13 protein-coding genes are annotated in these 22,426 nt (G+C 68.3%); 9 read left to right on the top strand and 4 right to left on the bottom strand.

Annotation, left to right across the window (positions count from 1 at the left end; translation table 11 throughout):
- The first annotated feature begins 75 nt into the window (after positions 1-75).
- Complete coding sequence (locus tag AC07O4_RS20895; RefSeq protein WP_495305533.1) at positions 76-1,545, top strand: HD domain-containing phosphohydrolase; 1,470 nt, start codon at positions 76-78, stop codon at positions 1,543-1,545.
- A 25-nt stretch (positions 1,546-1,570) separates the two neighbouring features.
- Here AC07O4_RS20895 and AC07O4_RS20890 read toward each other — a convergent pair whose 3' ends face one another.
- Positions 1,571-5,116 carry an indolepyruvate ferredoxin oxidoreductase family protein gene (locus tag AC07O4_RS20890; RefSeq protein ID WP_495305532.1) on the bottom strand — a complete coding sequence of 1,182 codons (3,546 nt, stop codon included), beginning with the start codon at positions 5,114-5,116 and terminating at the stop codon, positions 1,571-1,573.
- A gap of 263 nt (positions 5,117-5,379) precedes the next feature.
- Here AC07O4_RS20890 and AC07O4_RS20885 point away from each other — a divergent pair, with 263 nt between their 5' ends.
- The 3 genes from AC07O4_RS20885 (at position 5,380) to AC07O4_RS20875 (ending at position 8,892) form a co-directional block, all read left to right on the top strand.
- On the top strand, positions 5,380-6,267 hold the full coding sequence (locus tag AC07O4_RS20885) for a LysR family transcriptional regulator (protein ID WP_062472076.1): 888 nt from the start codon (positions 5,380-5,382) through the stop codon (positions 6,265-6,267).
- A 462-nt stretch (positions 6,268-6,729) separates the two neighbouring features.
- Positions 6,730-7,008 (top strand): hypothetical protein, encoded by a 279-nt coding sequence (locus tag AC07O4_RS20880; protein WP_159278009.1) that lies wholly within the window; start codon positions 6,730-6,732, stop codon positions 7,006-7,008.
- Between the two features lie 111 nt (positions 7,009-7,119).
- Positions 7,120-8,892, top strand: a complete 1,773-nt coding sequence (locus AC07O4_RS20875; protein ID WP_495305531.1) for a glycosyltransferase — start codon at positions 7,120-7,122, stop codon at positions 8,890-8,892.
- 150 nt (positions 8,893-9,042) lie between these two features.
- On the opposite strand, the gene AC07O4_RS20870 is transcribed toward AC07O4_RS20875, so the two are convergent.
- A complete protein-coding gene (locus AC07O4_RS20870; RefSeq protein WP_495305530.1) occupies positions 9,043-9,540 on the bottom strand; it encodes a hypothetical protein in 498 nt (165 codons plus the stop codon).
- A gap of 465 nt (positions 9,541-10,005) precedes the next feature.
- Here AC07O4_RS20870 and AC07O4_RS20865 point away from each other — a divergent pair, with 465 nt between their 5' ends.
- Together AC07O4_RS20865 and AC07O4_RS20860 are read left to right on the top strand one after the other, a co-directional pair.
- The gene (locus AC07O4_RS20865) at positions 10,006-11,124 is read left to right on the top strand and encodes a hypothetical protein (protein ID WP_495305529.1); all 1,119 of its coding nucleotides are present in this window, start codon (positions 10,006-10,008) and stop codon (positions 11,122-11,124) included.
- Between the two features lie 176 nt (positions 11,125-11,300).
- Positions 11,301-11,534 carry an ATP-binding protein gene (locus AC07O4_RS20860; RefSeq protein ID WP_082818010.1) on the top strand — a complete coding sequence of 78 codons (234 nt, stop codon included), beginning with the start codon at positions 11,301-11,303 and terminating at the stop codon, positions 11,532-11,534.
- Between the two features lie 129 nt (positions 11,535-11,663).
- Here the strand turns inward: AC07O4_RS20860 and AC07O4_RS20855 are convergent, their stop codons facing one another.
- Both AC07O4_RS20855 and AC07O4_RS20850 read right to left on the bottom strand, forming a co-directional pair.
- Positions 11,664-12,044 (bottom strand): cupin domain-containing protein, encoded by a 381-nt coding sequence (locus tag AC07O4_RS20855; protein ID WP_492741937.1) that lies wholly within the window; start codon positions 12,042-12,044, stop codon positions 11,664-11,666.
- 168 nt (positions 12,045-12,212) lie between these two features.
- A complete protein-coding gene (locus tag AC07O4_RS20850) occupies positions 12,213-13,925 on the bottom strand; it encodes a phospholipase D-like domain-containing protein (protein WP_495305528.1) in 1,713 nt (570 codons plus the stop codon).
- A 208-nt stretch (positions 13,926-14,133) separates the two neighbouring features.
- Here AC07O4_RS20850 and AC07O4_RS20845 point away from each other — a divergent pair, with 208 nt between their 5' ends.
- Genes AC07O4_RS20845 through AC07O4_RS20835 form a run of 3 tightly spaced genes read left to right on the top strand, consistent with a single transcriptional unit; the run spans position 14,134 to position 22,229 of the window.
- Complete coding sequence (locus tag AC07O4_RS20845; RefSeq protein WP_159277998.1) at positions 14,134-14,817, top strand: response regulator; 684 nt, start codon at positions 14,134-14,136, stop codon at positions 14,815-14,817.
- 2 nt (positions 14,818-14,819) lie between these two features.
- A complete protein-coding gene (locus tag AC07O4_RS20840; protein WP_495305541.1) occupies positions 14,820-16,580 on the top strand; it encodes a hybrid sensor histidine kinase/response regulator in 1,761 nt (586 codons plus the stop codon).
- 30 nt (positions 16,581-16,610) lie between these two features.
- Positions 16,611-22,229 carry an alkaline phosphatase D family protein gene (locus tag AC07O4_RS20835; protein WP_495305527.1) on the top strand — a complete coding sequence of 1,873 codons (5,619 nt, stop codon included), beginning with the start codon at positions 16,611-16,613 and terminating at the stop codon, positions 22,227-22,229.
- Positions 22,230-22,426: the final 197 nt, after the last annotated feature.

Raw genomic sequence — 22,426 nt, 5'->3', positions numbered from 1 at the left:
CCCGGTATCGGTCGAATGACCGACACGCGCCGAACCGACGGCTGTGCGATGCTGTGCGCTCGCCCTCGCGATCCCATGCCCGAAGACACCACCCTCACCGCTTTCGACGCGGTCCGCGCGCTCGCCTTCATCGGCGACCTGAGCATGGGCCAGCCCATCGACCATTCGCTGCGCACCGCCTGGCTGGCCGGCATGATCGCGACACAGGCCGGCTGCCACGCGGCGCAGGTCGAGGTCGCGCAACACGTCGCGCTGCTGCGCTGGTCGGGCTGCACGGCGAACGCGCAGGAGTTCGCGGACTTCCTGGAAGACGATGTGCTGGGTCGGCGAGCCCTTCTGGCCTCCGCGCAACCGCGCCTGCGCCAGCCCCACCAGGCGTCCATTCCCGGGGCCGTCGTGGCGATGGCCCAGATCCATTGCGAGATTGCCGGCGACATCGCGAACATGCTCGGCCTGGGGCCCGAGGCCGAAGCCGCACTGCGCGCCGTCTTCGAAGCTTTCGACGGCAGCGGCGTCCCCGGCCTGCTGCAGGGCGACGGCGTTCCGCTGGCCACCTACGTCGTGGCCCTGGCGAGCGATCTGGAAATCTTCAGCCGCCTCTACGGGCTCGATGAAGCCCTCACGCTCGCGCGGGGGCGCGCCGACAGCCTCTACCCCGGCTTCCTGGTCGACGCTTGCGCACCGCACGCTGCGGCGTGGATGACGCGGCTGGATGCTTCGCCTGCGCCGTGGACCGATGCCGCCGATCCGCCGGTGTCGATGCGCCGGCGCGTCGGGCTGGAACTCGTCGGCGACGTGAGCGACCTCAAGCTGCCGTGGATGACGGGCTACTCGCGGCGCGTGGCCCGGCTGGCGCGCGACTGCGGCGCCCAGCTGGGCATGAGCGAAGCGATGTGCCATCGCATCCACCGGGCCGGCCTGATCCACGGCATCGGGCGGGCCGCGGTGCCCAACGCCATCTGGAATGCGCCCGAGCCGTTGCCGGCCGCGTCGATGGAGCGCCTGCGGCTCGTGCCGTACTGGACGTCGCGCGCGGCGGGGCAGATCGACGGTCTCGCGGCAGAAGCGGAGATCGCCTCGTTCGCCTTCGAGCGGCGCGATGGCTCCGGCTACTTTCGTGGCCGCTCCGGCGCGTCGATGCCGCTCGAAGGGCAGGTCGTCGCGGCGGCCGAGCAGTGGGTGTCGCACCGCACCCGCCGCCCGTGGCGACCCGAACTGACCAACGACCAGGCGCGTGATCGCATGCAGGCGGACGCCGAGGCCGGCCGCTTCGATGCGGAGGTCGTCGGCGCGCTGCTCGCCTGCGCGCTGTCGGGCACGCCTGCGAAGCCCGTGGTGCCTGCGCAGGACGACGCCTCGCTGTCTCAGCGCGAGCTGGACGTCCTGCGTTGCATCAGCCAGGGCGACAACACGAAGCAGGTCGCGCGTGCGCTGGGCATCAGTGCGAGCACGGTGCGCACGCACGTCGAACGCGTGTTCCGCAAGCTCGGTTGCTCGACCCGCGCGGCCGCCACGCTGAAGGCCTCTGCCAGAGGCTTGCTGTAGCGGGCCGCGCCGGCCGCCCCATCGACTAGGCGGCCACCGGCTCCGGCCGAACCGCCCGCGCAGGCGCCGCGCTGTCGAGCTGCCCGCGCAGCATCTCCCACCGCACGCGCGCCGACACGATGCTTTCTTCCTTCACGTGCCCGAAGCCGCGGATCTGCTCCGGCAGGCGCGCCAGCGACAGCGCGGTGTCGAAGTCGATGCGCTCGAAGCGCGCGAGCAGGTCTTCGACCATCGCGCGGTAGTCGGCAGCCAGCTGGCGCTCCATGCGGCGCTCGGCGGTGCGGCCGAACGGATCGAGCGCCGTGCCGCGCAGGCCGCGCAGCTTCGCGAGCACGCGGAAGGCGCCGAGCATCCACGGGCCGAAGCTGGTCTTGACCGCGCGGCCTTCGGCGTCGCGCCGGCCCAGCACCGGCGGTGCCAGGTGAAAGCGCAGCACCGGCTTGCCTTCGAACTGCTCGCCGAGCTTTTCCATGAAGCGCGGGTCGGCATACAGGCGCGCCACCTCGTACTCGTCCTTGTAGGCCATGAGCTTGAACAGGCCCGAAGCCACGGCCTTGGCCAGCACCGTGCTGCCGCGCGTGCGCTGTTCGGCGTCGCGCACGCGTTCGACGAGGTCCGCATAGCTGCGTGCGTAGGCCGCGTTCTGGTACGCCGTGAGGAACGCGGTGCGGTCGGCCACCAGCGCTTCGAAGCTCTGCGGCTTCTGGAGCGACACCACCTGCGCCGGCGCGGCCTGGCGCGTGACGGCCGCGAGGTCGAGCGCCGCCTTGCGGCCCCAGCGGAACGCGGCCTGGTTGGCCTTCACGGCCACGCCGTTGATCTCGATGGCCTTGTCGAGCGCCTGCGCCGACAGCGGCACGAACCCCTTCTGGAACGCGAAGCCCAGCAGGAACAGGTTGGCCGCGATGGCGTCGCCCATGAGGCGCGTGGCCAGCTGCGTGGCGTCGATGAAGTCGGCGCGGCCTTCCACCGATTCCTCGATGAGCGCACGCACCTGCGCGGCGGGGAACTGCCAGTCGGGCTGCTGCGCGAAGTGCCCCGTCGGCTGCTCGAAGGTGTTGACCAGCGCGTAGGTGCGGCCCGGCCGCATGCGCGCGATAGCGTCGGGCGCGCCGGCCGTGAGCATGTCGCAGCCCAGGATCAGGTCGGCCTCGCCGGTGGGGATGCGCTGCGCCTTCAGCTGCGCCGCGTCGCGCGCGATGCGCACGTGCGACGTGACCGAGCCGTTCTTCTGCGACATGCCCGTCATGTCGAGCACGCTCACGCCCTTGCCTTCGAGGTGCGCCGCCATGCCGATCAGCGCGCCGATGGTGATCACGCCTGTGCCGCCGATGCCGGTGATGAGGATGTTGTGCATGCCTTCCAGCGCGAGCGGCGCCGGCGCGGGCAGAGCAGGTTCTTCGGCGGCCTTCACGGCCACGGGCGCGTGCTTGCGCGGCTTCACGCCTTCGACCGTCACGAAGCTCGGGCAGAAGCCCTTGACGCACGACTCGTCGGCGTTGCACGCGCTCTGGTCGACGCTGCGCTTCAGGCCCAGGTCGGTCTGCTTCGGTAGGAGGGCGGTGCAGTTCGACTGCTCGCCGCAGTCGCCGCAGCCTTCGCACACCGCGTCGTTGATGAACACGCGCCGCGCGGCGGGCGGGAACTCGCCCTTCTTGCGGCGGCGGCGCTTCTCGGCGGCGCACACCTGGTCGTAGATCAGCACCGACACGCCCTCGAAGCCGCGCAGCTCGCGCTGCACCGCGTCCATGTCGTCGCGGTGGTGCACGCTCAGCGCAAAGAGGCCGTCGCGGTCGGGCGGCAGCAGGCTGCGGTCGGCCCAGCGCGTCGGGTCTTCGGCCACCAGCGCGATGCGCTTCACGCCTTCGGCCGCCACCTGGTGCGCGATGCGCGGCACGGTGATCGGCCCGTCGACCGGCTGGCCGCCCGTCATCGCGACCGCGTCGTTGTAGAGGATCTTGTAGGTGATGTTCACGCCCGCCGCCACGGCCGCGCGAATCGCCAGCGAGCCCGAGTGGTAGTAGGTGCCGTCGCCCAGGTTCGCGAACACGTGCTTGCGCTTGGAGAACCACGCCTGCCCGAGCCACGGCGCGCCTTCGCCGCCCATGTGCGTGGTGGTGCGGTTGTGCTCGGGGTAGATGGCGGTGGCCATCACATGGCAGCCGATGCCCGCGAGCGCGAGGCTGCCTTCGGGCACCTTGGTCGAGGTGTTGTGCGGGCAGCCCGCGCAGTACCAGGCCGGGCGCGAGGGCGTGGCCACGGCCTTGCCGAGCACCACGTCTTTCGCGTCGAGGATCGCCAGCCGCATGCGGATGCGGTCGCTGGTGTGAAAGCGCGCCACGCGCCCGGCGATGACGCGCGCGATCTGCGCCACCGAGAAGTCGGCCGTGGCCGGCAGCAGCCACTGGCCGCGCGGGTGCGCGCCCCATTCGCCCTGTTCGTCGAACTTGCCGATCACGCGCGGGCGCACGTTCTCGCGCCAGTTGTACAGGTGCTCCTTGAGCTGGTACTCGACGATCTGGCGCTTCTCTTCGACCACCAAAATTTCTTCGAGCCCGTCGGCAAACTCGCGGATCGAGTCGGGCTCCAGCGGCCAGGGCATCGACACCTTGAACAGCCGGATGCCGATGCGCGCGGCCTCGTCGGCGTCGATGCCGAGTTCTTCCAGCGCTTCGAGCACGTCGCGGTACGACTTGCCCGAGGCCACGATGCCCAGCCGCGCCTGAGGCGAATCGATGGTCACGCGGTTCAGGCGGTTCTCGCGCGCGTAGGCGATGGCGGCGTAGATCTTGTAGTCCTGCATCAGCGCCTCCTGCTTGCGCGCCTGCACGCCGAGCGTGTCGGTCGACAGCCGCGCATGCACGCCGCCGGGCGGGAACACGAAGTCCTTCGGCAGGCGCGTGTGCACGTCGAGCGCGCCGGCGGCAATCGAGCCCGACGACTCCACCGTGTCGGCCAGCGCCTTGAAGCCCACCGGCAGGCCGGCAAAGCGCGACATCGCAAAGCCGTGCAGGCCCAGCTCGATGTACTCCTCCACGCTCTGCGGGTAGAGCATGGGGATCATCGACGCGGCGAACAGGTGGTCGCTCTGGTTGGGCAGGGTAGAGGAAGACGCGCCGTGGTCGTCGCCCGCCACCAGCAGGATGCCGCCCTGGGGCGAGGTGCCCGCGTGGCTCATGTGCTTGAACACGTCGCCGCAGCGGTCCACGCCGGGCGCCTTGCCGTACCACATGGCGAACACGCCATCGACCGCGCTCTCGCCGGTCAGGTGCACCTGCTGCGTGCCCCACACGGCGGTGGCGGCCAGCTCCTCGTTCACGCCGGGCAGGAACTTGACGGCGTTGGCTTCGAGCTGGGGCTGGGCTTTCCACAGCGCCTCGTCCAGGCCGCCGAGCGGCGAGCCGCGGTAGCCCGAGACAAAGCCCGCGGTGTTCAGGCCGGCCTGCTGGTCGCGCCATTTCTGCACGAGCATGAGGCGCACCAGCGCCTGGATGCCGCTCAGGTAGATCCGGCCTTCGGTGGCCGTGTATTTGTCGTCCAGCGCAACGCTGGCGAGTTCGTGGGTTGCCATGAGAGAAAAGACTCCGGGTAGGACTCGTGGAATGCGGGCGTGGCCCCGGTAGAGGGCCGGCCCGCGAAACGCCTCGCCGGGGTTGCCGCCGAGACAGCGACGATTCTTTCGCACCCCGGCCCGAAAGTGCTTCTTCGTTTCGACGGGGAAACCCGCATTCCGGAAGAACCATCGCCGCCGCCGTCGATTCGCCGAAAGGCCTTCGGCTGCGCGTCCGCAACCGCACAGGCCCGACAATGTCCGCCCGATCGACCGAGGACCCGATGAGACCCGACCTGGATTCGCTGGCGCTGTTCCTGCGCGCCATTGAGCACGGCAGCCTGTCCAAGGCGGCCGCCGAGAGCCACATGGTGCTGTCGGCCGCGAGCCGGCGCCTGGCCATCCTCGAGAGCCAGCTCGGCGTGGGGCTGCTCAACCGCACCTCGAAGGGCGTCACGCCCACGGGCGCGGGCGAGTCGCTGGCCATGCATGCGCGCCAGATCCTGCGCGACGTGGACCGCATGCGCGCCGACCTGTCGGACTACGCGCAGGGCGCCACCGGCCGCGTGCGGCTGCATGCCAACGCGTCGGCCATGGGTCAGTTCCTGCCCGACGACGTGGCGAGCTTTCGGCTGCGCTACCCCGAGATCCGCGTGAGCGTGGAAGAGCACCGCAGCGTCTACATCGTGCAGGCGATTCGCGACCGCCAGGCCGACGTGGGCGTGATCACCAGCGAGGCGGTCGACCCGGCGCTGCACTTCATTCCGTACCGCACCGACCGGCTCGTGGCCATCGTGCGCCAGAAGCATCCGTGGCGCGGGCGCGAGGTGTCGTTCGAAGAACTGCTCGACTTCGATTTCGTCGGGCTCGAAGACGACTCGGCCATCTCCCGCACCATGGAAGACGCCGCGATGAGCGCACGCAAGGTGCTGCGCCTGCGCGTGCGCGTGAAGAGCTTCGAGGCCGTGTGCCGGATGATCGAAGCGGGAATGGGCGTGGGCATCCTGCCCGAAGGGGCGGCGGTGACCTACCGCAAGGAGATGAAGCTGCGCTTCATCAACCTCACCGATGCGTGGGCTTCACGCCGGATGTACCTGTGTACGCGGCAGGAGGCGTTGAGCTTTCCGCAGCGTCGGTTGGTGGATCATCTGCTGGCGCGAGGGATGCCCTGAGCGTCATTCGGGGCGACGCTCCCGCCGATGGGGCACCTTGCTCCGCGAATGTCCCCCGGCCTTTGGCCTCCTCCTTGATTTCGCTGCGCAAGGCACCCCATCGACGTGAGCGTGTTGAGCGCTGCTGCGGATTGGCACGGCGCTCGTAAGGCCCGCGTGCGGCGCATTGCGGAAGCTGCATTTGTTGGCGCTCGTCGGGACTTCGTGCCGCACGAAAGCGCCACTGCGCTGCGCTCTTCTCTAAAGTAGCTGCCCCTGTCACTCAAAACCCCAACAAGGGGACTCGGAAGGCGCTACATACACAGCCGTTGAAATGTTGAAAGGCTGCTTGCCTCGCGGCAGGTTGTCGGTGCGAAAGCAGCGATGCAAATGCGAGGTATCAAAAGGCGACGGCCAGGGTGTTACGAGCACCCCGGCCGTCTAACCAAAGACGTGCAACCACCTCTAAAGGAGCGCACAAAAATGGCTACCAAGACTATAGCCCGGCCTCGCACGCCGGTATCCCCCGCCGGAAGCGCCCATCAGGACCCGGCGAACCTCCTCGAAAACACACTCGCCCAACTCGAAGCCCTGCTGTGGGTCTGCCACGGGGAAGACATCGACTGGTGCAGTGGCGAAGGCCCCCGGCAATTGGACAACCTGCTTTGGCTTGCGGCGGAACTGGCGCGCAAGGCGGGGGAGTTGTTTCAGGCGAGTGAGAAGGCGCGGTGCGGAGCGCTTGAAGATGGCCATCGACGCTGACCTCAACACCGTCGAGATTCCCTGCGAGTCGGGCGTTATCAAGTTCGGCTGGACGCGTGTCGTTCCACTCACCAGCCAGCATCCGCGTGCGTTTTCAAAGTTGAATGCGCCATGCAGTCGCAGCCGTTCATGGGCGCACTGGCAGCAAAACTCTGCGTGGAAATGCCAGATCGGCCGGCTTCAAATCCAGTACTTTGTCATTACCCAAAGCCATGGCCGATTCCTAATTCTGTTGTAAGTCAGGTTCTGGTCAGCTATCTTCAGCGCCTTGCCAACGAAGAAGAAAGCGCTGCAGAGATGAAATATGTCGATATTTCGGTCGCTTCAACTGCATCCACAGGCAAGCAAGGAAAAACTCAAGGGGGCGATCTGTTCCAGCAGGTCCGGCCCGCACTCAAGACATCGACGCCCCCTGCAGATGGGGCTGCAGGAAGTCAGAAGTCCTCCCCGACAGAGCGCGTGTTGTTCCTGCAGGAAAACTTGCGTCAGATCGGCAACGGCATTGAGGTCGCAGGCATCCGCCGCGCCCATCTCTTCCACGGCCAGCTCGGCATCACGCCGTGGATACTGACCAGCAATTTCTCTCCTCGCCTGCGTGAGAACGAAGCGAGCTTGAAGGACAAAGGGATGCTGCCTTCGGAAACGAAGGTGCTCAATGTCTACGAATGGCTGGTGGAGATGAGCTCTCAGGGCTTGCTGACCCCGCTCGCTTCATCACGTTCATCGCGTTCACCAGGCAGTTCATCTTCTGCCAGCGCTGCCAAGCCTTCGCTGCGAAAGGTCAGCCACCCCGCAGCCTGGGATTCGACACAGGTCGGGTGTGAAGAGTTCGGGCTGGCAAACGGTCAGATCTTGATGCGAAAGACGTTCAAGTCGGGCCGAAGCGGCGCGGATCTTCAGGCCATCGAGTTGCGCGATGCGCAGGGCACTGCGGTCACCCACGCGACCGAGAGCGATTTTGTCTGCGCGATGATGGCCGCCAACCTGGAGGAAGACGTCACCTGGCACTTCCTCGTGGACAAGAACAAGATGTATCGCAAGCTCCGGCAAAGTACGGCGAGCCGCCGGTTTCGCCACACTGTGAGCGCCTTCTTGCACAGCACCCATCGGCTTCCCAATGGGCAACTGAAAACCAGCTATCGGCACCTGTTCGAAGATGCGGACTCCTGCGACAGCCTGATCGTTGCCACGGAGGAGCAGCATCGGGACTTGCTCGAGACCGGTATGCCGGCGACGAAGCTGAAAGTGATCCCGCACGCGTTGCCTGGTGTGCCCGAGATCGTCGAATCTGCTTCCTTGCAGGAGAAGCGGGTGATCTATCTGGCGCGCTACACGCCGGAGAAGCAGCATGAACTGCTTTTTCAGGTGTTCGAGCGCGTCCTCAAAAGGGTTCCGGACGCACAGTTGCATACCCACGGCGTGGGCCCTTTGCAAGCGACGCTCCAGGCCCGCGTCGACACTTCGGGTCTGGCGGGGAGCATCCACATCCACGGCTATGCAAATGATGTTGCAACCCTCTTCAAGGAGTCGAGTCTCGGCGTGATGGCGTCCAACGAGGAGGGGTTCTCGCTGTTCGGGTTGGAATGCCTGGCCCACGCACGTCCGTTGGTCGCCTTTTCCGTGAAGTACGGCCCGAAGGATTTGCTGGAAGGCAGGAATGCCGGCATCCTGATTCCCCCCGGGCACGTCGACGCGATGGCCGATGCGATCGTCGCGCTGCTGGAGGACCCCGAGAAAGCGTATGACCTTCGCTTCGGCGCTTTGACGTCCGCGGAGCGCTTCACTGCGGACAAGGTGGCGCAGCGATGGTCAAAATGGTGGGCCGATGTCCGTGAGATCGCACGTCATCGTGAAGCGAACACACTCACAGACGCGAGTCTCTGAGCAGTCGAGGCGCAGCAATCAAGTCTTGATGCGATCGACTCATGATGCTGTCAAGCAGCGGGCTTGAACCGCGCTGATGAGTGCCTGCTTTGGAGATGCTGGAGTGTCTCTTGTGGGCCCACAAGAGACATAGCAGCATCTCTGAAGAAGTCATTCAATTTGCGGAGACCTCCGCCTGACACTGGCAGCCCGCCTGGAGAAGACGGCGATGGCCAGCAGTCCCGCAAAGGCAACTCCTTCGAGCCATGCCTCGCCCAGACGGCCATCGATCGCCACCTCAGCAGGGCTTGCCTGCCCTGACCTGTAGGTCACCCAGACATCGTCGGCCAAGAAGCCCACACAGAAGTCCCCGACCTCTTTCGCGCATTCCGTGTGCAAGGAGTACCCGAGCCCATCGAGATGCGTCCCTTGCTGTTTGTCAGTGGCGACCACCCAATTTCGATACTCGTCGTGGTCCGGGAGCCTTTTGTTCTGATCGATGAAAGTCCGTGCGTAACGGGACACGATTTCGATGTGATCTTGCTCGGAGGGGCTGATGCGATGCGTCAGGTGCGTGGCATCAAAACACGCGATGACAAAAATCGGTGCCGCGAGGATCAGAGCGAACCAAGAGATCGCCACGCAAAGGAGCTCCGGCAGGCGTGCCAAGATCGGCGTTCGGTTGCCCTCAACTTGCCGAGCTTGTGCCATTTGGTTTGAGCCTACGTACGAAGAGCGACATTGCTGCCGCAGGCTATCGCGGGTCGGTTCGAGCTTGATGAAGTTCGAATGAAGTCTTGCGGCGCATCCGACCTGGCACCGTCGTCGCGTGAGGGCTCTAGAAATTGCTCCAGAACAGACGCTTCAATCTTCGCGGTCTTCATGGATGTGCGTCTGACCATCTATGGACAAGAGTATCGACTCGGTCCTCGCAGGAAGAAATTCGATGGCCTTCTGAAGTTCCCGGTAGTGGATGCCTTGCTTAGGAGTTGAGAGAACATCGATTTTCGAGAGGAGGAGTGTATGTAGTCCGCGACAGCTGGATTGTCAGATTTTTCTACCATGCCTATTCTCGTGGCGCCCTGTCATGGAGGTGGCAGGCATACCGATCAATAACTATCAAAGAGGGAAATCATGCGCTTGAATTTATCGCGATGGCTGGCGGGGATTTTCGTGGTCGCCGCACTGTCTGCGTGCGGTGGTGGAGGCGGCGGGGGCGGTGGTGGAGGCTTTCCTGTTGGTCTGATGACAACGCCCGGCCCAGCAAGCTCGGCGCCCCCTTCGCCAAGCAACTCGAACAGTACGCCAACGGGGAACACAAACGTCGCACCCAGCGAGCCCAACACGAACAACCCTCAAGAGCCCGTCGTTTCGAAGCCCGAATTTCTTTTCGCGACCATCCCTGGTGCGCAATCGATTCTTTCGTTCCAAACCCAGAACCCGACGCCCGGCACGACGCTGCAAGCCAAAGCTATCACCGGCATCCAAGGCTTCCTAGGGGAGGCGCTTGCCTACGACGCTGCTAACGACCGGCTCTATGCAAGCACTGGTCCGAACATCCTCGTGTTCGACAAAGCCAGCACGCTTAGCGGAGTCGCCCAGCCAAGCAGAACCATCCAAACAAGCGGCACAGGAATCACGCACTTTTCTAACATCGTCCTGGACAGGGCCGCGGATACGCTATTCCTCGCCGGCAGTGCCCAGTACCAGGATGTGCTGGCCATCATTGGAAATGCAAGTACCGCGTCCGGCGCCGTGGCACCGGATCACAGCTATGCCATCGCGAGCGGCTCGCGAGGCTTCACCATCGATACGCAACGAAAGTTGCTTTATGGATTGGGATCGACCGTTGCGGTGTTTGTCTTCGACCTGACTGGGCTGCAAGAAATGGTTGGCGCCAACCCCACCATCAATCAGGCTGTACGTGTCATGACCATTCCGGCACTTAACGTCATGACAGGTCTCAGCATCGATCAAGCGCGCGATCGCCTCTACATTGCGGGCACTGGGCAGTTAGGCGTCGTCGACGGCGCAAGCACGGCCGCGGGTAACACACTCATTCAGTCGTTCAGCATCCCGGCGCACTCGACCACCTTCGACCCGGCGCACGATCGGCTCTATGTCGGAGCCATCAATTCCGCATACATCATCAATGATGCAAGCGCACTGAAAAACGGCTCGACCATTCCCGCCACCGTCGTCGTGGGTAACCCGCAAAACAACTATTACGTCGGCGGGTTCGCATTCCCCTGAAAGCCTATCTGGAGCAACAGGTCTTGCCGCGCTGAGTCGAATGATCGGCGCGGCACGGCGCGACCAAGAAGTCGCCCAATGGGTCTGACAGGAAATGGCGGCAAGTGTCCGCTAATGGCCGACTGGCGCCGACGGCATGCTACCTTCCAGACCGATACGGCTCGTTGGAATCAAAGATGGACGTACATCAGCCTCGCCGCCCGCACCGACCCGGTTGGCTGCCCGTTGTCGACGCCGCGCGTTGCACGGGCTGCGGCTGGTGCGTCGCCGCGTGCGACCTTCACCTTCTCAGCCTCGAAGTCGAGCAATGGAAGAAGTTGTCGACGCTTCAGGACGCGGATCGGTGCACGGGCTGCAGCGATTGCGCAGTGACTTGCCCTTTTCATGCGATCACCATGCGAAAGGGCTGAAACGCCCTCGGTGCCCGGCTCGCCGCCCAGGCAATCCGCAGACCCGGGCGCGTGAGCCGGATGGTCGCGGGTGTCACGCCCCGTTCGACCATCCCGAAGAAGTCTCTTCCCGAGGCCTCTCACCCCGGCTCAGCTTTGGGGCTTTGCGAATTCCTCTGCGCTCATCATCTCCAGGCCGACGAACGGCGCGTTGCCTTCGACCCATGCGTCGTGGCCCGGCGGAATGGTGTACGACATGCCTTCCTCGATGACGGTCTGCGAGCCGTCATTCATTTGCACGGTGACCCGGCCGGACACCGCGTACCCGACGTGAGCCACCTGGCAACTGTCCGTGCCCACGACCGGCTTGATGCACTTCGACCAGCGCCACCCGGGCTCGAACTTGAAGCGTCCGAGCGTGTAGCCCTCGAGGCGGACCACTTCGACCCGGGTCTTCTCGGGCTCCCGAACCTCATCCGGTTCGTCATGGGATTTCGTCTGAAGCTTGTTGACGTTCATCGGACTTGCCATCGCGACTCTCCTTGCGACACGAGTGAGCAAACAGTCCGCGGCAGTCTCGTGCCGAACCGCACGTGAACGATGGAATGGTAGTCCTGGGCCACGCGCGCAGTGATCTATTTCTTGCACGCAAGTGCCGCTTTTTCGATGAGCGTCATGTGGCAGTTTGCGTAAGCCGGGTTACAGAAAATCTTCGTCCACCACCAGCGACAGCACGGACCAGCGCAGTCGTTGGGCCCAGTTCGATTCGGGCTCCCTATGCAACACCCAACGGCGTCCGTCGCGCAGGAAGCTCCATTGCAGGCCGCCTCGCAGAGGTACCTCGCTCACGGTGAAGCTCGCGGGCATGCGCACGCGCTGGATCAGGTCTGCCAGTTCGCCGGCCAGCGCGGGGCTGTCGACGATGAGGCCCAGTTCGGTGTTGCAGTGCGCCGAGCGCCGGTCCATGTTCATCGACCCCACGTAGAACCAGCGCCGGTCGACCACCGCCAGCTTGGCGTGCAGGCGGCCGAGCGAGCCGCGGCCGCTTTCGGCGTCGCTCCAGGCCGGATGCGCTTCGCTGGCCGGCATCAGCTCGTACAGCATGGCGCCCATCTGCAAGAGGGCGCTGCGGTAGCGCGCGTAGCCATAGTGCACCAGCGGTTCGTCGGTGGTGGCGAGCGAATTGGTCATCACCGAAACGCGCGCGCCCTCGCGGCTCGCATGGCTCAGCGCCTCGATCATGCGGGGCATGGGCACGAAGTAGGGCGAGACGACGAGCACCTCCGAGCGCGCGGTCCGGAAGAGGTCGAGGTTCGCGGCCATGACCGCGCCCTCGCGGCCTTGCGGCGCTGCGGCTTCTTCGACGTTGCCGCCGGCATCATCAGCGAAGCGGCCTGGCACCGCCGCGTCCGCAACCACGCGCACCTGCGCAGGCACCAGCGCGACGCGCCCCTGCGCCAGCTGCGCGCCGACCGGGCCGCGTCCCAGCGCATCGGGTTCGTCGGCAGGCGGCATGAAGCGCGCGAGGTCGCGCACCAGCGCGGCGAAGCGTTCGCGCGCAGGAGCCGCTGCCGGGGCGCTGTCGGCTGCGATGGCTTCGAAGGGGTACGACAGCGGTCCGTTCCAGAAGGCGTCGAAGCTCGCCGACAGCGTGCGCACCGCCGGCCCGGCCACCAGCGCGTCCATGTCGATGAAGTTCGCCGGCTTGCTGCGCCCGAAGTACTCGTCGGCGATGTTGCGTCCGCCGGTGATGGCGAAGCTGTTGTCGGCAATGAAGAGCTTGTTGTGCATGCGCCGGTTCACGCGGCCGATCTCGTGCAGCGACAGCAGCACGCGCGTGCGCAGGCCACCGCTGCGCACCGGCAGCGGGTTGAAGACGCGCACTTCCACGTTGGCGTGCGCGGCCAGCCCGGCCAGCATCTCGTCGTCTCCGCCCGTGTACAGGTCGTCGACCAGCAGGCGCACGCGCACGCCGCGCTGCGCCGCGTCGCGCAGCTCGCGCAGGAACTGCCGCCCCGCGCTGTCTGGGGCCACCACGTAGTACTGCGCGTCGACGGTGTGCCGTGCGGCCTGCGCGAGTGCGATGCGTGCGTCGAAGGCCTGATCGCCGCTCGGTAGCAGGCGCACGCCGGATACATCGGGCACTGCGGACATCGCGCTGTCCGCAGCCGGCAGCGACGCGGCGGCGATGCGCGCCAGGGGGCTGTCCCCGAGGTCGGTGCGCGCGTGCGACGCGACACGGGGTACCTCGTTGGGCAATGCAGCGCAGCCCGCGAGCAGCGAGGCGGCAAGCATGGCCGCGGCGCACAGCCAGCGGGCGAGCGCCACATAGTGCAGCGCCAGGATGCACCAACGGCACGCAAGGGGTTCCCATGCGGCACGCAGCGCGGCAAGAGATTGGGGGGTGTTCATGGCGGTCCTCGGTGCATCGGATGCGAAGTGGCGATCGATGCAGCCAGTTTTCCGCGCGGCGCCCGCCGCAACCATTGCGCGCAGCGCCTAGTCCCCGGCGTGGCCATCCGACTAGGCCTTTGGTGTAGGTGCGCACGCTCGCTTCTTGGGGGGCTTTGCGCTAATCTGCATTCAGGACGGGGAGGGTCACCGTAGACGAGAGGCCTGTATGAAGGTTCTGCTGGTCGATGACCACGAGATCGTCTGGAACGGCACGCGCCTCCTGCTGGAGCGCATGGCCGCCGAGATCGAACCCGGCCGTCCCTTCCATTTCGACGCCGTGCGCGACGCCGAACAGGCCTGCCAGCGCGACCCCGTCGGCATCGACCTGCTGCTGCTCGACTACCACCTGCCCCAGCTGTCCGGGTTGGCGGCGCTCAAGGCCGTGAAGGCGCATTTCGAGGCCACGCCCGTGTGCATGCAGTCGGCGGAAAGCTCGCCGCAGCGCGTGCGCGAGGTCATCGAGGCCGGCGCGGCCGGCTTCATTCCCAAGTCGTACCGGCTCGAGGACATGGAGGCCGCCCTGCGCGTGGTGCTGCGCCACAAGATCTACCTGCCGGCCGAGTTCGTGCTGGCCGACGACGTGACCCGCGCGCGCGACCCCGACGAGCTGCCGCGCGAGGACCTCGCCGGCTTCCTGCGCGTCGAGCTGTCGCCGCGCCAGCGCGAGGTGCTGGCGCTGGCGATGCGGGGCATGCCGGTCAAGCTGATCGCGCGCCAGCTGCTGATTGCCGAGGGCACCGTGAAGGTGCACCTGTCGATGGTCTACCGGGCGCTTGGCGCGCGCAACCGCACCGATGCCATGTGCCGCGTCTTCGACGCGCAGGCGGCATGGGCGCTCGAGGCTGCGTGAGCATGCCGGCCGCGCTGGACGAGCTGGACGAGCGGCGCCTGCAGGTGGTCGCCGAGCAGGCCGTGGGATTGCGCTGGCAGATCCTGCTCACCGCCGTCGTCGTCGCGGCCATCGTCTGGCGCGACGTGCCGACGCCCTGGGTGCTCGGCTGGTTCGCGGCAGTGATCGCCAGCCGCGAGTGGCGCGCTGCCGCGCTCGCGCGCATGGCCGCCGACCGCGCCCGCCCGATCGCCGCGCGGCTGCGCGCCACCGTGCACTGGAACGTGCTGATCGGCGCTTGCAACGGCTCCGCGGCGCTGTTCATGGCCCGGCTCGACCCGACGCTGGACGCGGTCCTCACGATGATCCTGGTGTCTTGGGGCGCGGGCGCCGTGTCCACCAGCGCGACCGTGATGCCCGCCTTCCTGGCCTACGCAGGGCTGCTCTTCGTGCCCACGGCCGCCATGTGGCTGGTGGCCGGCGGTTGGCTCGGCGGGGGCGTGGCCGCGCTGGTGCTGATGTTCTTCGGCGTGCAGACGCGCTTTGCCCGGCGCAACCTGCAGACCTTCGAGGAGTCGTTCGGCATCCGCGCCGAGAACCAGGCGCTGGCCACCTCGCTGGAGTTCGAGCGCGCGCAGCTGGCCATCGCGCGCGACCAGGCGGTGCGCGCCAACAACGACAAGAGCCGCTTTCTGGCCGGCGCCAGCCACGACCTGCGCCAGCCGCTGCAGGCGATGGCGCTCAACGTGGGTGCGCTGCGCCACGTGGCGATGGCGCCCGATGCGCGCGCGATCGTCGAGGTGGTCGACAGCAGCCTGGAGCAGCTGCGCGCCATGCTCGATGCGCTGCTCGACGTCTCGAAACTCGACGCCGGCGTGGTGGTGGCCCAGCCGCAGCGCGTGCAGATCGACCGGCTGTTGACCGCCGTGATGGCCAGCTTCGGCGCTGCGGCGGCGGCGCGCCGGGTCGCGCTGCATACCGACTGTCCGCCCGGCCTGGCGGTGCGCACCGACCCCGACCTGCTGCGCCGCATGCTGGCCAACCTCGTGGACAACGCGATCAAGTTCTCGCCCGCGGGCGGGCAGGTCGAGGTGCGGGTCCGCACGCAGGACGCATCGGACGCCGAAGTCGAGCTGACCGTGCAGGACAGCGGCCCCGGCATCGCACCCGAGAACCACCGGCTCGTGTTCGAGGACCTGGTGCAACTCCAGGCGTCGGGCTCCGGCACCACGCCTGCCGCGGGGCATGGCCTGGGCCTGGGCATCGTGCGGCGGATGGCCGAGCTGCTGGACGTGCCGGTCGAGCTCGAGTCCCGCCTCGGCGCGGGCGCCTGCTTCCGCCTGCGGCTGCCGCGCGCCGCGCCTGTCGGTGCCGACGGCTGCGAGGGTGAGGGCGCCGGCGCGCCGTGGAGCCTGGCCGGGCGCTGCGTGCTGGTGCTGGAGGACGACCCGATGGTGCGTGGCGCCTACCTCAACGCGCTGGGCGCGATGGGCTGCCGCGTGCTGTCCGCCGCCACGCTCGACGAGGCGCTGGCGCAGGTCGACGAGCCCGACGCGGTGGTGCTCGACTGGCGGCTCGGCGGCGGCGTCTCGGGCTTCGATGCTGTCGAGCGCCTGCGCGCGCAGCGCTCCGCACAGCCGGCGCTGCCCATCGTCATGGTCACTGCCGACACCGACCCGGCGGTGGTCGAGGCGGCGCGGCGTCAGGCGCTGCCGCTGCTGCGCAAACCTGTCGACGACCAGACGCTCGGCCGCGCGCTGGCCGCAGCCATCGGGCATTCCTGAATCCGCGATCCATTCCGCGAGGAGCCGAACATGAACGACGGTGGCCGCGACGATGACGATGCCCCCGGCGACCGCCTGCTCTCGCAGGGCGCCGAGGTGCTGGTGCGCGAGATCGCCGCGGCGCCGCCCGACGCGCTGCACTGCGATGTGCTGGTCATCGGCAGCGGCTACGGCGGCGCGGTGGCCGCGGCACGGCTGGCGGGCGCGCTGTCGCTGGATGCAGCGCCCGGCATCGCACCGGGCGCCGTGCCGATCAAGGTCTACGTGCTGGAGCGCGGCAGCGAATACCTGCCGGGCGAATTTCCGGCCACCTTCGCCGAGCTGCCGGGGCACGTGCGCTTCAGCATGCAGGACGGCCGGCCCGCGCGCGGCAACGCCTCTGGGCTGTTCGACCTGCGCCTGGGCGGCGAGGTGAATGCGCTGCTCGGCAACGGGCTGGGCGGTGGGTCGCTCATCAATGCGGCGGTGATGGAGCGCGCCACGCCCGATGCCTTCGAGGGCGGTGCCTGGCCGGAGGGCCTCGACCTTGCCGCGCTCGCGCAGGGCTATGGCAAGGCCGAAGCCATGCTGGCGCCGGAGCAGATCCCCGAGAGCGTGTCGAAGCTCGACTCCCTGCTGAAGGCCGGCGCGCGGCTGCATGCGGCGAGCGGCAAGGCCCATGTCGCCATCGCCTTCGCCGACGGCACGCGCACGCCGGCCCAGGTGGCGATGCACCGCTGCCTGCGCTGCGGCGACTGCGTGAGCGGCTGCAACCACCGCGCCAAGAAATCGCTGGACACCAACTACCTGGCGCTGGCCCATGCACGGGGCGCACGCCTGTTCACCGGCGGCACCGCGCACCGCATCGCGGCCCTGCCGGGAGGGGGCGGCTATGCCGTCGAGTTCTTCTTCACCGACCGGCGCAAGGCACGCACCGACAACGCCCGGCCCTACGTGGTGCGCGCGCGGCGGGTGGTGGTGGCTGCCGGCACGCTGGGCTCCACCGAGCTGCTGCTGCGCTCCAGGGGCCCGGGCCTGCCCGTTTCGCTGGCGGTGGGCCGCGGCTTCTCGGCCAACGGCGACATGATCGCGGTGGCGGCGGCACAGAGCGACGAAGCGCTGTCCAGCGCGCCCGAAGGCGAGGCGCCGGCGCAGCGCGGCATCGGGCCGACCATCACCGGGTTGCTGCGCACCTGCGCGACGCAGGGCGAGCGCCCGCTGGTGATCGAGGAGTTCGCCATTCCCGCGCCGCTGCGCCGCCTGCTGGCCGAAGTGGTGACCACCACCGACGCGCTGCAGGCGCTCGCGCACATGGACCTCGACCTGCACGCGCCGGACGAAGGGCGCGATCCGCTGGCCGTGGACGACGACATGCTGCGCCGCACGCCGGTCTACGGAATGATGGGCGACGACGGGGCGGCCGGCCAGGTCGGCTTCGTCGGTCATGGCGGCGAGGGCGCCGTGCTGGCCGACGCGCAGGTGCGCGTGGCGTGGCCGAAGGTGGCCGCACTGCCCGTGTTCGAGGCGCAGATGCGCGCACTGCATGCGGCCCACGATGGCGCGGGCGGACTCGGCGGGCGCGTGCTGGCCAATCCGCTGTGGAAACCGATACCGCCGTTCGGCAGCCTTGCCGACCTGGTCGGCCAGCTGGAGGACGTGGGCTCGGTGCTGACCGTGCACCCGCTGGGCGGTTGCCGCATGGCCGACCGGTGCGAGCGCGGCGTCGTCGACAGCTGGGGCCGCGTCTACGACGGCGCTGCGGGTGCTTCTGCTGTGCCGTCGCTGCTGCCGGGCCTGGCGGTGCTCGACGGATCGATCGTGCCGGTGTCGCTCGGCATCAACCCCTCGCTCACCATCGCCGCGCTGGCCGAGCGCGCGGTGCCCGTGCTGGCCGAGGACTGGGGCCTGGCGCTGGCCGGTTCGCCGCAGCCGCCGCCGTCGCAGCGCCCGTTGCGCCGCGACCTGACCCGTCCTCGCGCGCCCTCGCCCACGCGCGTCTCGCTTCGCGAGCGCATGACGGGCCGCGTGCACATCGACGGCCAGGCCTTCGCGTTGAGCGCCGAAGTCGAATTCGAGCCGTTCGACGTGCCGACCCTGCGCGCGACGCCGCGCGTGCTGTCCCAGCCGGTGGTGGTCCTGCGCTTCGGCAAGGGCGACCACGCGCCCGTCGCGCATTGCACCGGCACCGCATCGATGCTGGTGCGCGAGAAGAGCGACAGCATCGAACGCATCCTGCGCAGCCACGGGTTGGCACGCAAGAAGCTGCTGGCGCTGGTGCAAAGCCTGCTGGACGCGCGCGCCGCATCGGCCGGCGCCGCGATCGATGAGGACGATGCCGTCTTCGAGGGCCCCGCCATGGCCGACCTGCTGGCGCTGTGCTCGCACCTGGGGCAGGTGCGCCTCATCGAGTACGACTGGACGGTGGCGCGCATCGCGCATGGCGCGCCGCTGAAGGAGGGCGACCGGCTGCGGCTCACCAAGCGCATCGCGTTCGTCGAAGGCGGCAACCCGTGGCGGCAGCTGAGCGAGGGCGACCTGCAGCTGCTCGGCCCCGATGCGCCGAAGCCGCTGGGCCGGCTGGTGCTGGACCCTTCGTACTTCGTCGAGACGTTGCAACCCCTGCTGCGCATCGAGCACCAGCAGGACATGCCCAACCAGCTGGCGGACCTGGCCGAACTGGCGCTGTGGGTGCTGCGCATCGTGCTGCAGGTTCATCTGCTGAACTTCGTGCCGCCGCCCGACTCGCCGCAGCGCGACTGGGAGCGCCTGCCCGGTGAGGTCTACGGCGTGCGGCCCGAGCCGGTCGAGCTCGTCACCGCGGCGGGCCCGGGCAGCGCGCCGCCGCGGCTGTTGTCGCGTTACCACCCGCCGGCGCGCCGTGCGGGCACGCGGCCCGTGATGCTGATCCACGGCTACGGCGCGAGCGGCTCCACCTTCGCGCACAGGAGCATCCCCGGCAACCTGGTGCACAGCCTGCTGGCGGCCGGGCGCGAGGTCTGGGTGCTCGACCTGCGCACCAGCATCGGCTTTCCGAACCGGCCGCGGCGCTATTGGTCGTTCGACGAGGCGGCTGAGACCGACATTCCGGACGCCCTGCGCACCGTGCAGGCGGCGCATGCAACGCCCGACGAAGCGGCGCCCATCCAGGTCGACGTGGTGGCCCATTGCATCGGCGCTGCCATGTTCAGCGTGGCGGTGCTGCGCCTGCCGGGGCTGCATGCGGCCATCGGCGCGGTGGTGCTGTCGCAGGTGGGGCCGCTGCTGCGCGCCACGGCCTTCAACCGCTTCCGGGGCTATGTGGCGGGCTACCTGCAGCAGTTCATCGGCATCGACGAGTTCGACACGCGACCCACGCTCACGCGCATGAAGCGCCTGCTTGTCGACGGCCTGCTGGCGACCTTTCCCTACCCCGACGACGACGGGGAGGCGCAGCGTCTGCGCGAGGCGCCAGGCTTCGCGGCCGTGCGGCACCGGGCCGACGCCATCTTCGGCCAGACCATGCGGCTGCACAACATCGGCAAGGACACGCTCGATGCGCTCGATTCGATCTACGGCTTCGTGAAGGTGCGCGGCCTCGCCCAGGTCGGCAACTACGCCCGCGAAGAGGTGCTGACCGATGCCGGCGGGCAGGGCCATGCGGTGGGCTTCGAGCAGGTCGGCCAGCGCTTCGGCTTTCCGGTGTTCATGCTGCACGGGCAGCGCAACGCAGTGTTCGACTGGCGCGGCTCCTACGAGAGCTTCTGGCTGCTCAAGCGCGTGTTCGGCAAGGACGAAGGCCTGCCGCGGGAGCCTCCGCAGCTGCCGGAACCGTCGGACGCTTCGAAGCCTTCCGGGAGCGACCTGTTCCTCGGCGAAGGTACCCCGCACCAGCTGCTGGTGCTCGGCGACTACGGCCACCAGGACACGCTGATCGGCGAGAAGGCCTGCATCGACGTGTTCCCGCACATCGTGCGCTTCCTCGAGGCCTTCGACCACAAGCCCGGCCGCGGCCATCCGGTGCCGCCCGACTGGCGGGCCAGCCTGCCGTGGACCGGCCCGTGGCTCGGCCTTGCGAGCCGGTCGGCGGACAACGCGGGCCGGCTGCATTGCCGGCTGGCGCTGCGTCCGCCGCCCGCGCATGTGTCGGCGCGCGCCGTGGTCTTCGTGCCCGCGTGGCGCCGCGACGGGCGCTGGTGCTTCGACTTCGCATGGATGGTGGGCCTGGAGACCACGCGCGACAAGCTCCTGCAGGAGGCGGTGGAGATCGACCTCTTCGACGACAGGCTCGCCGACTACCAGGGCTTCGCGGTGCTGACGGCGCACGACGACCTGCCCATGGCGCGCGGCCCCCTCGAGGTGCTGGGCCGGAGGCTGCCGGCCGGGCTGTTCGCGCAGCCGCAGGACGAACCCATCGAGCCCATCCGCGCGCAGGTGATGCGGACGCTGGACGCCGCCACCGACGCGCAGCGCGAGCGCGCCGTGGTGCGCCTCGACCCCGCATGGATGGGCGCCGTGCAGCGCGAGGGCGAGCCCGCGCAGGCCTCGCTGTGCTTCGTGCTCGCCAGTTGCCAGTACGTGCCGGGCCTGGTCGACCGGGTGCCCGCGCAGGCGTCGTACCGGCGGCTCGCGCAGCGGCTCGAGGTGCTCGCGCCGCCGCACAAGCCGCAACTGCTGGTGCTGGCCGGCGACCAGGTGTATGTCGACCAGACCGCCGGGCTCTTCGTGCCGGCCGGCGGCGACGACGTCGGCCAGGCCTATGCGCTCACCTTCAGGCTGGAGGCGCTGCGCCAGGTGATGGCCTCGCTGCCGACCTGTCCGCTGCTCGACGACCACGAGGTGATGGACGACTGGGAGCCGGGCCCCGACCCCTGTGGAACGCCGGCCGTGCGCGCCGCGCTCGACGGCTACGTCGCGCAGCAGCACAAGCTGGTGCGGGGCAGCGGCCCGCAGCGCGACCCGCGTCCCTTCGACTACCGCATCGCACCGGCCGGCTTTCTGTTCTACATGCTCGACACGCGCAGCACGCGGCAGCGGCGGGCGCTGCGCACGGACGCGCAAGCCGCGCCGCTGGACCAGGCGGCGATCCGTGCCGAGGCCGGCATGGGCGACCTGAAGAAGTGGCTCGAGGCCGCGCCCGCCGAATTGCCCAAGTTCATCGTGTCGCCGGTGGCGCTGTTCCCGATGCCGCGCGCGGCCGTCTTCGGCGACCCGGCGCAACGCCTGGGGATGGACGACTGGAGCGGCTACCCGGCCTCGCAGCGCGCGCTGCTCGAACTGCTGCGCGACACCACCGCGCGCCACGTGGTGGTGCTGTCGGGCGACCGCCACATGTCGAGCGTGTCGAGCCTCTGGCTGCAGGCGGCGGGCGGACCGGTGGAGGTGATCTCGGTCGTGTCCTCGGGCCTGTATGCACCCTGGACCTTCGTCAATGCGCGGCCCGACGCGTTCTGGCTCGACGGCCAGGTCGAGCTCGGCGCCGTGCCGGGTGCCTTCGGCGCCACCATGGTCACGGCGGCCGTGGGCACCGGCAACGGCTTCGCCGTGCTGCAGGTGGAGCGCGGCGCCACCGGCCATTGGCGGATCGGCGTCACCCTCGACCTGGACGACGGGCTCACGCAGTGCCTTCGCGACCTCGATCCGGCCGGCGGTGGCTGGACGGTGCAGGGGCCGGCGCGCTTCGCACGCAAGTAGGGCCTGTGATCCGCGACAGCCGGCAGGCGAAACGGGCCCGCAAAATCGACAGGCCGTTTACAGGCACCGTACGCACGACACAGTGCCATACAAGCCATTGCACAGCTGCCTTCACAGTGCTCTTCCGCCGTCGCCGGCGCCGTTGCCACGGAGTTTGCGTAGGCCACCCACAACGCCCTTCGGCCACCTTGCCGAGG

It is taken from the genome of Variovorax sp. GW821-FHT09D04, assembly GCF_059416405.1.
Note: the sequence above shows the minus strand (reverse complement) of the source record. Positions and strands in the feature narration are given on the sequence as shown.

What these genes read in the sequence shown, in the direction of transcription:
- AC07O4_RS20865 (WP_495305529.1), top strand. Translation starts at nt 10,006, where the DNA reads ATGCGCTTGAATTTATCGCGATGGCTGGCGGGGATTTTCGTGGTCGCC.
- AC07O4_RS20885 (WP_062472076.1), top strand. Translation starts at nt 5,380, where the DNA reads ATGAGACCCGACCTGGATTCGCTGGCGCTGTTCCTGCGCGCCATTGAG.
- AC07O4_RS20895 (WP_495305533.1), top strand. Translation starts at nt 76, where the DNA reads ATGCCCGAAGACACCACCCTCACCGCTTTCGACGCGGTCCGCGCGCTC.
- AC07O4_RS20840 (WP_495305541.1), top strand. Translation starts at nt 14,820, where the DNA reads ATGCCGGCCGCGCTGGACGAGCTGGACGAGCGGCGCCTGCAGGTGGTC.
- AC07O4_RS20875 (WP_495305531.1), top strand. Translation starts at nt 7,120, where the DNA reads ATGCAGTCGCAGCCGTTCATGGGCGCACTGGCAGCAAAACTCTGCGTG.
- AC07O4_RS20880 (WP_159278009.1), top strand. Translation starts at nt 6,730, where the DNA reads ATGGCTACCAAGACTATAGCCCGGCCTCGCACGCCGGTATCCCCCGCC.
- AC07O4_RS20835 (WP_495305527.1), top strand. Translation starts at nt 16,611, where the DNA reads ATGAACGACGGTGGCCGCGACGATGACGATGCCCCCGGCGACCGCCTG.
- AC07O4_RS20855 (WP_492741937.1), bottom strand. Translation starts at nt 12,044, where the DNA reads ATGGCAAGTCCGATGAACGTCAACAAGCTTCAGACGAAATCCCATGAC.
- AC07O4_RS20845 (WP_159277998.1), top strand. Translation starts at nt 14,134, where the DNA reads ATGAAGGTTCTGCTGGTCGATGACCACGAGATCGTCTGGAACGGCACG.
- AC07O4_RS20860 (WP_082818010.1), top strand. Translation starts at nt 11,301, where the DNA reads ATGGACGTACATCAGCCTCGCCGCCCGCACCGACCCGGTTGGCTGCCC.
- AC07O4_RS20890 (WP_495305532.1), bottom strand. Translation starts at nt 5,116, where the DNA reads ATGGCAACCCACGAACTCGCCAGCGTTGCGCTGGACGACAAATACACG.
- AC07O4_RS20850 (WP_495305528.1), bottom strand. Translation starts at nt 13,925, where the DNA reads ATGAACACCCCCCAATCTCTTGCCGCGCTGCGTGCCGCATGGGAACCC.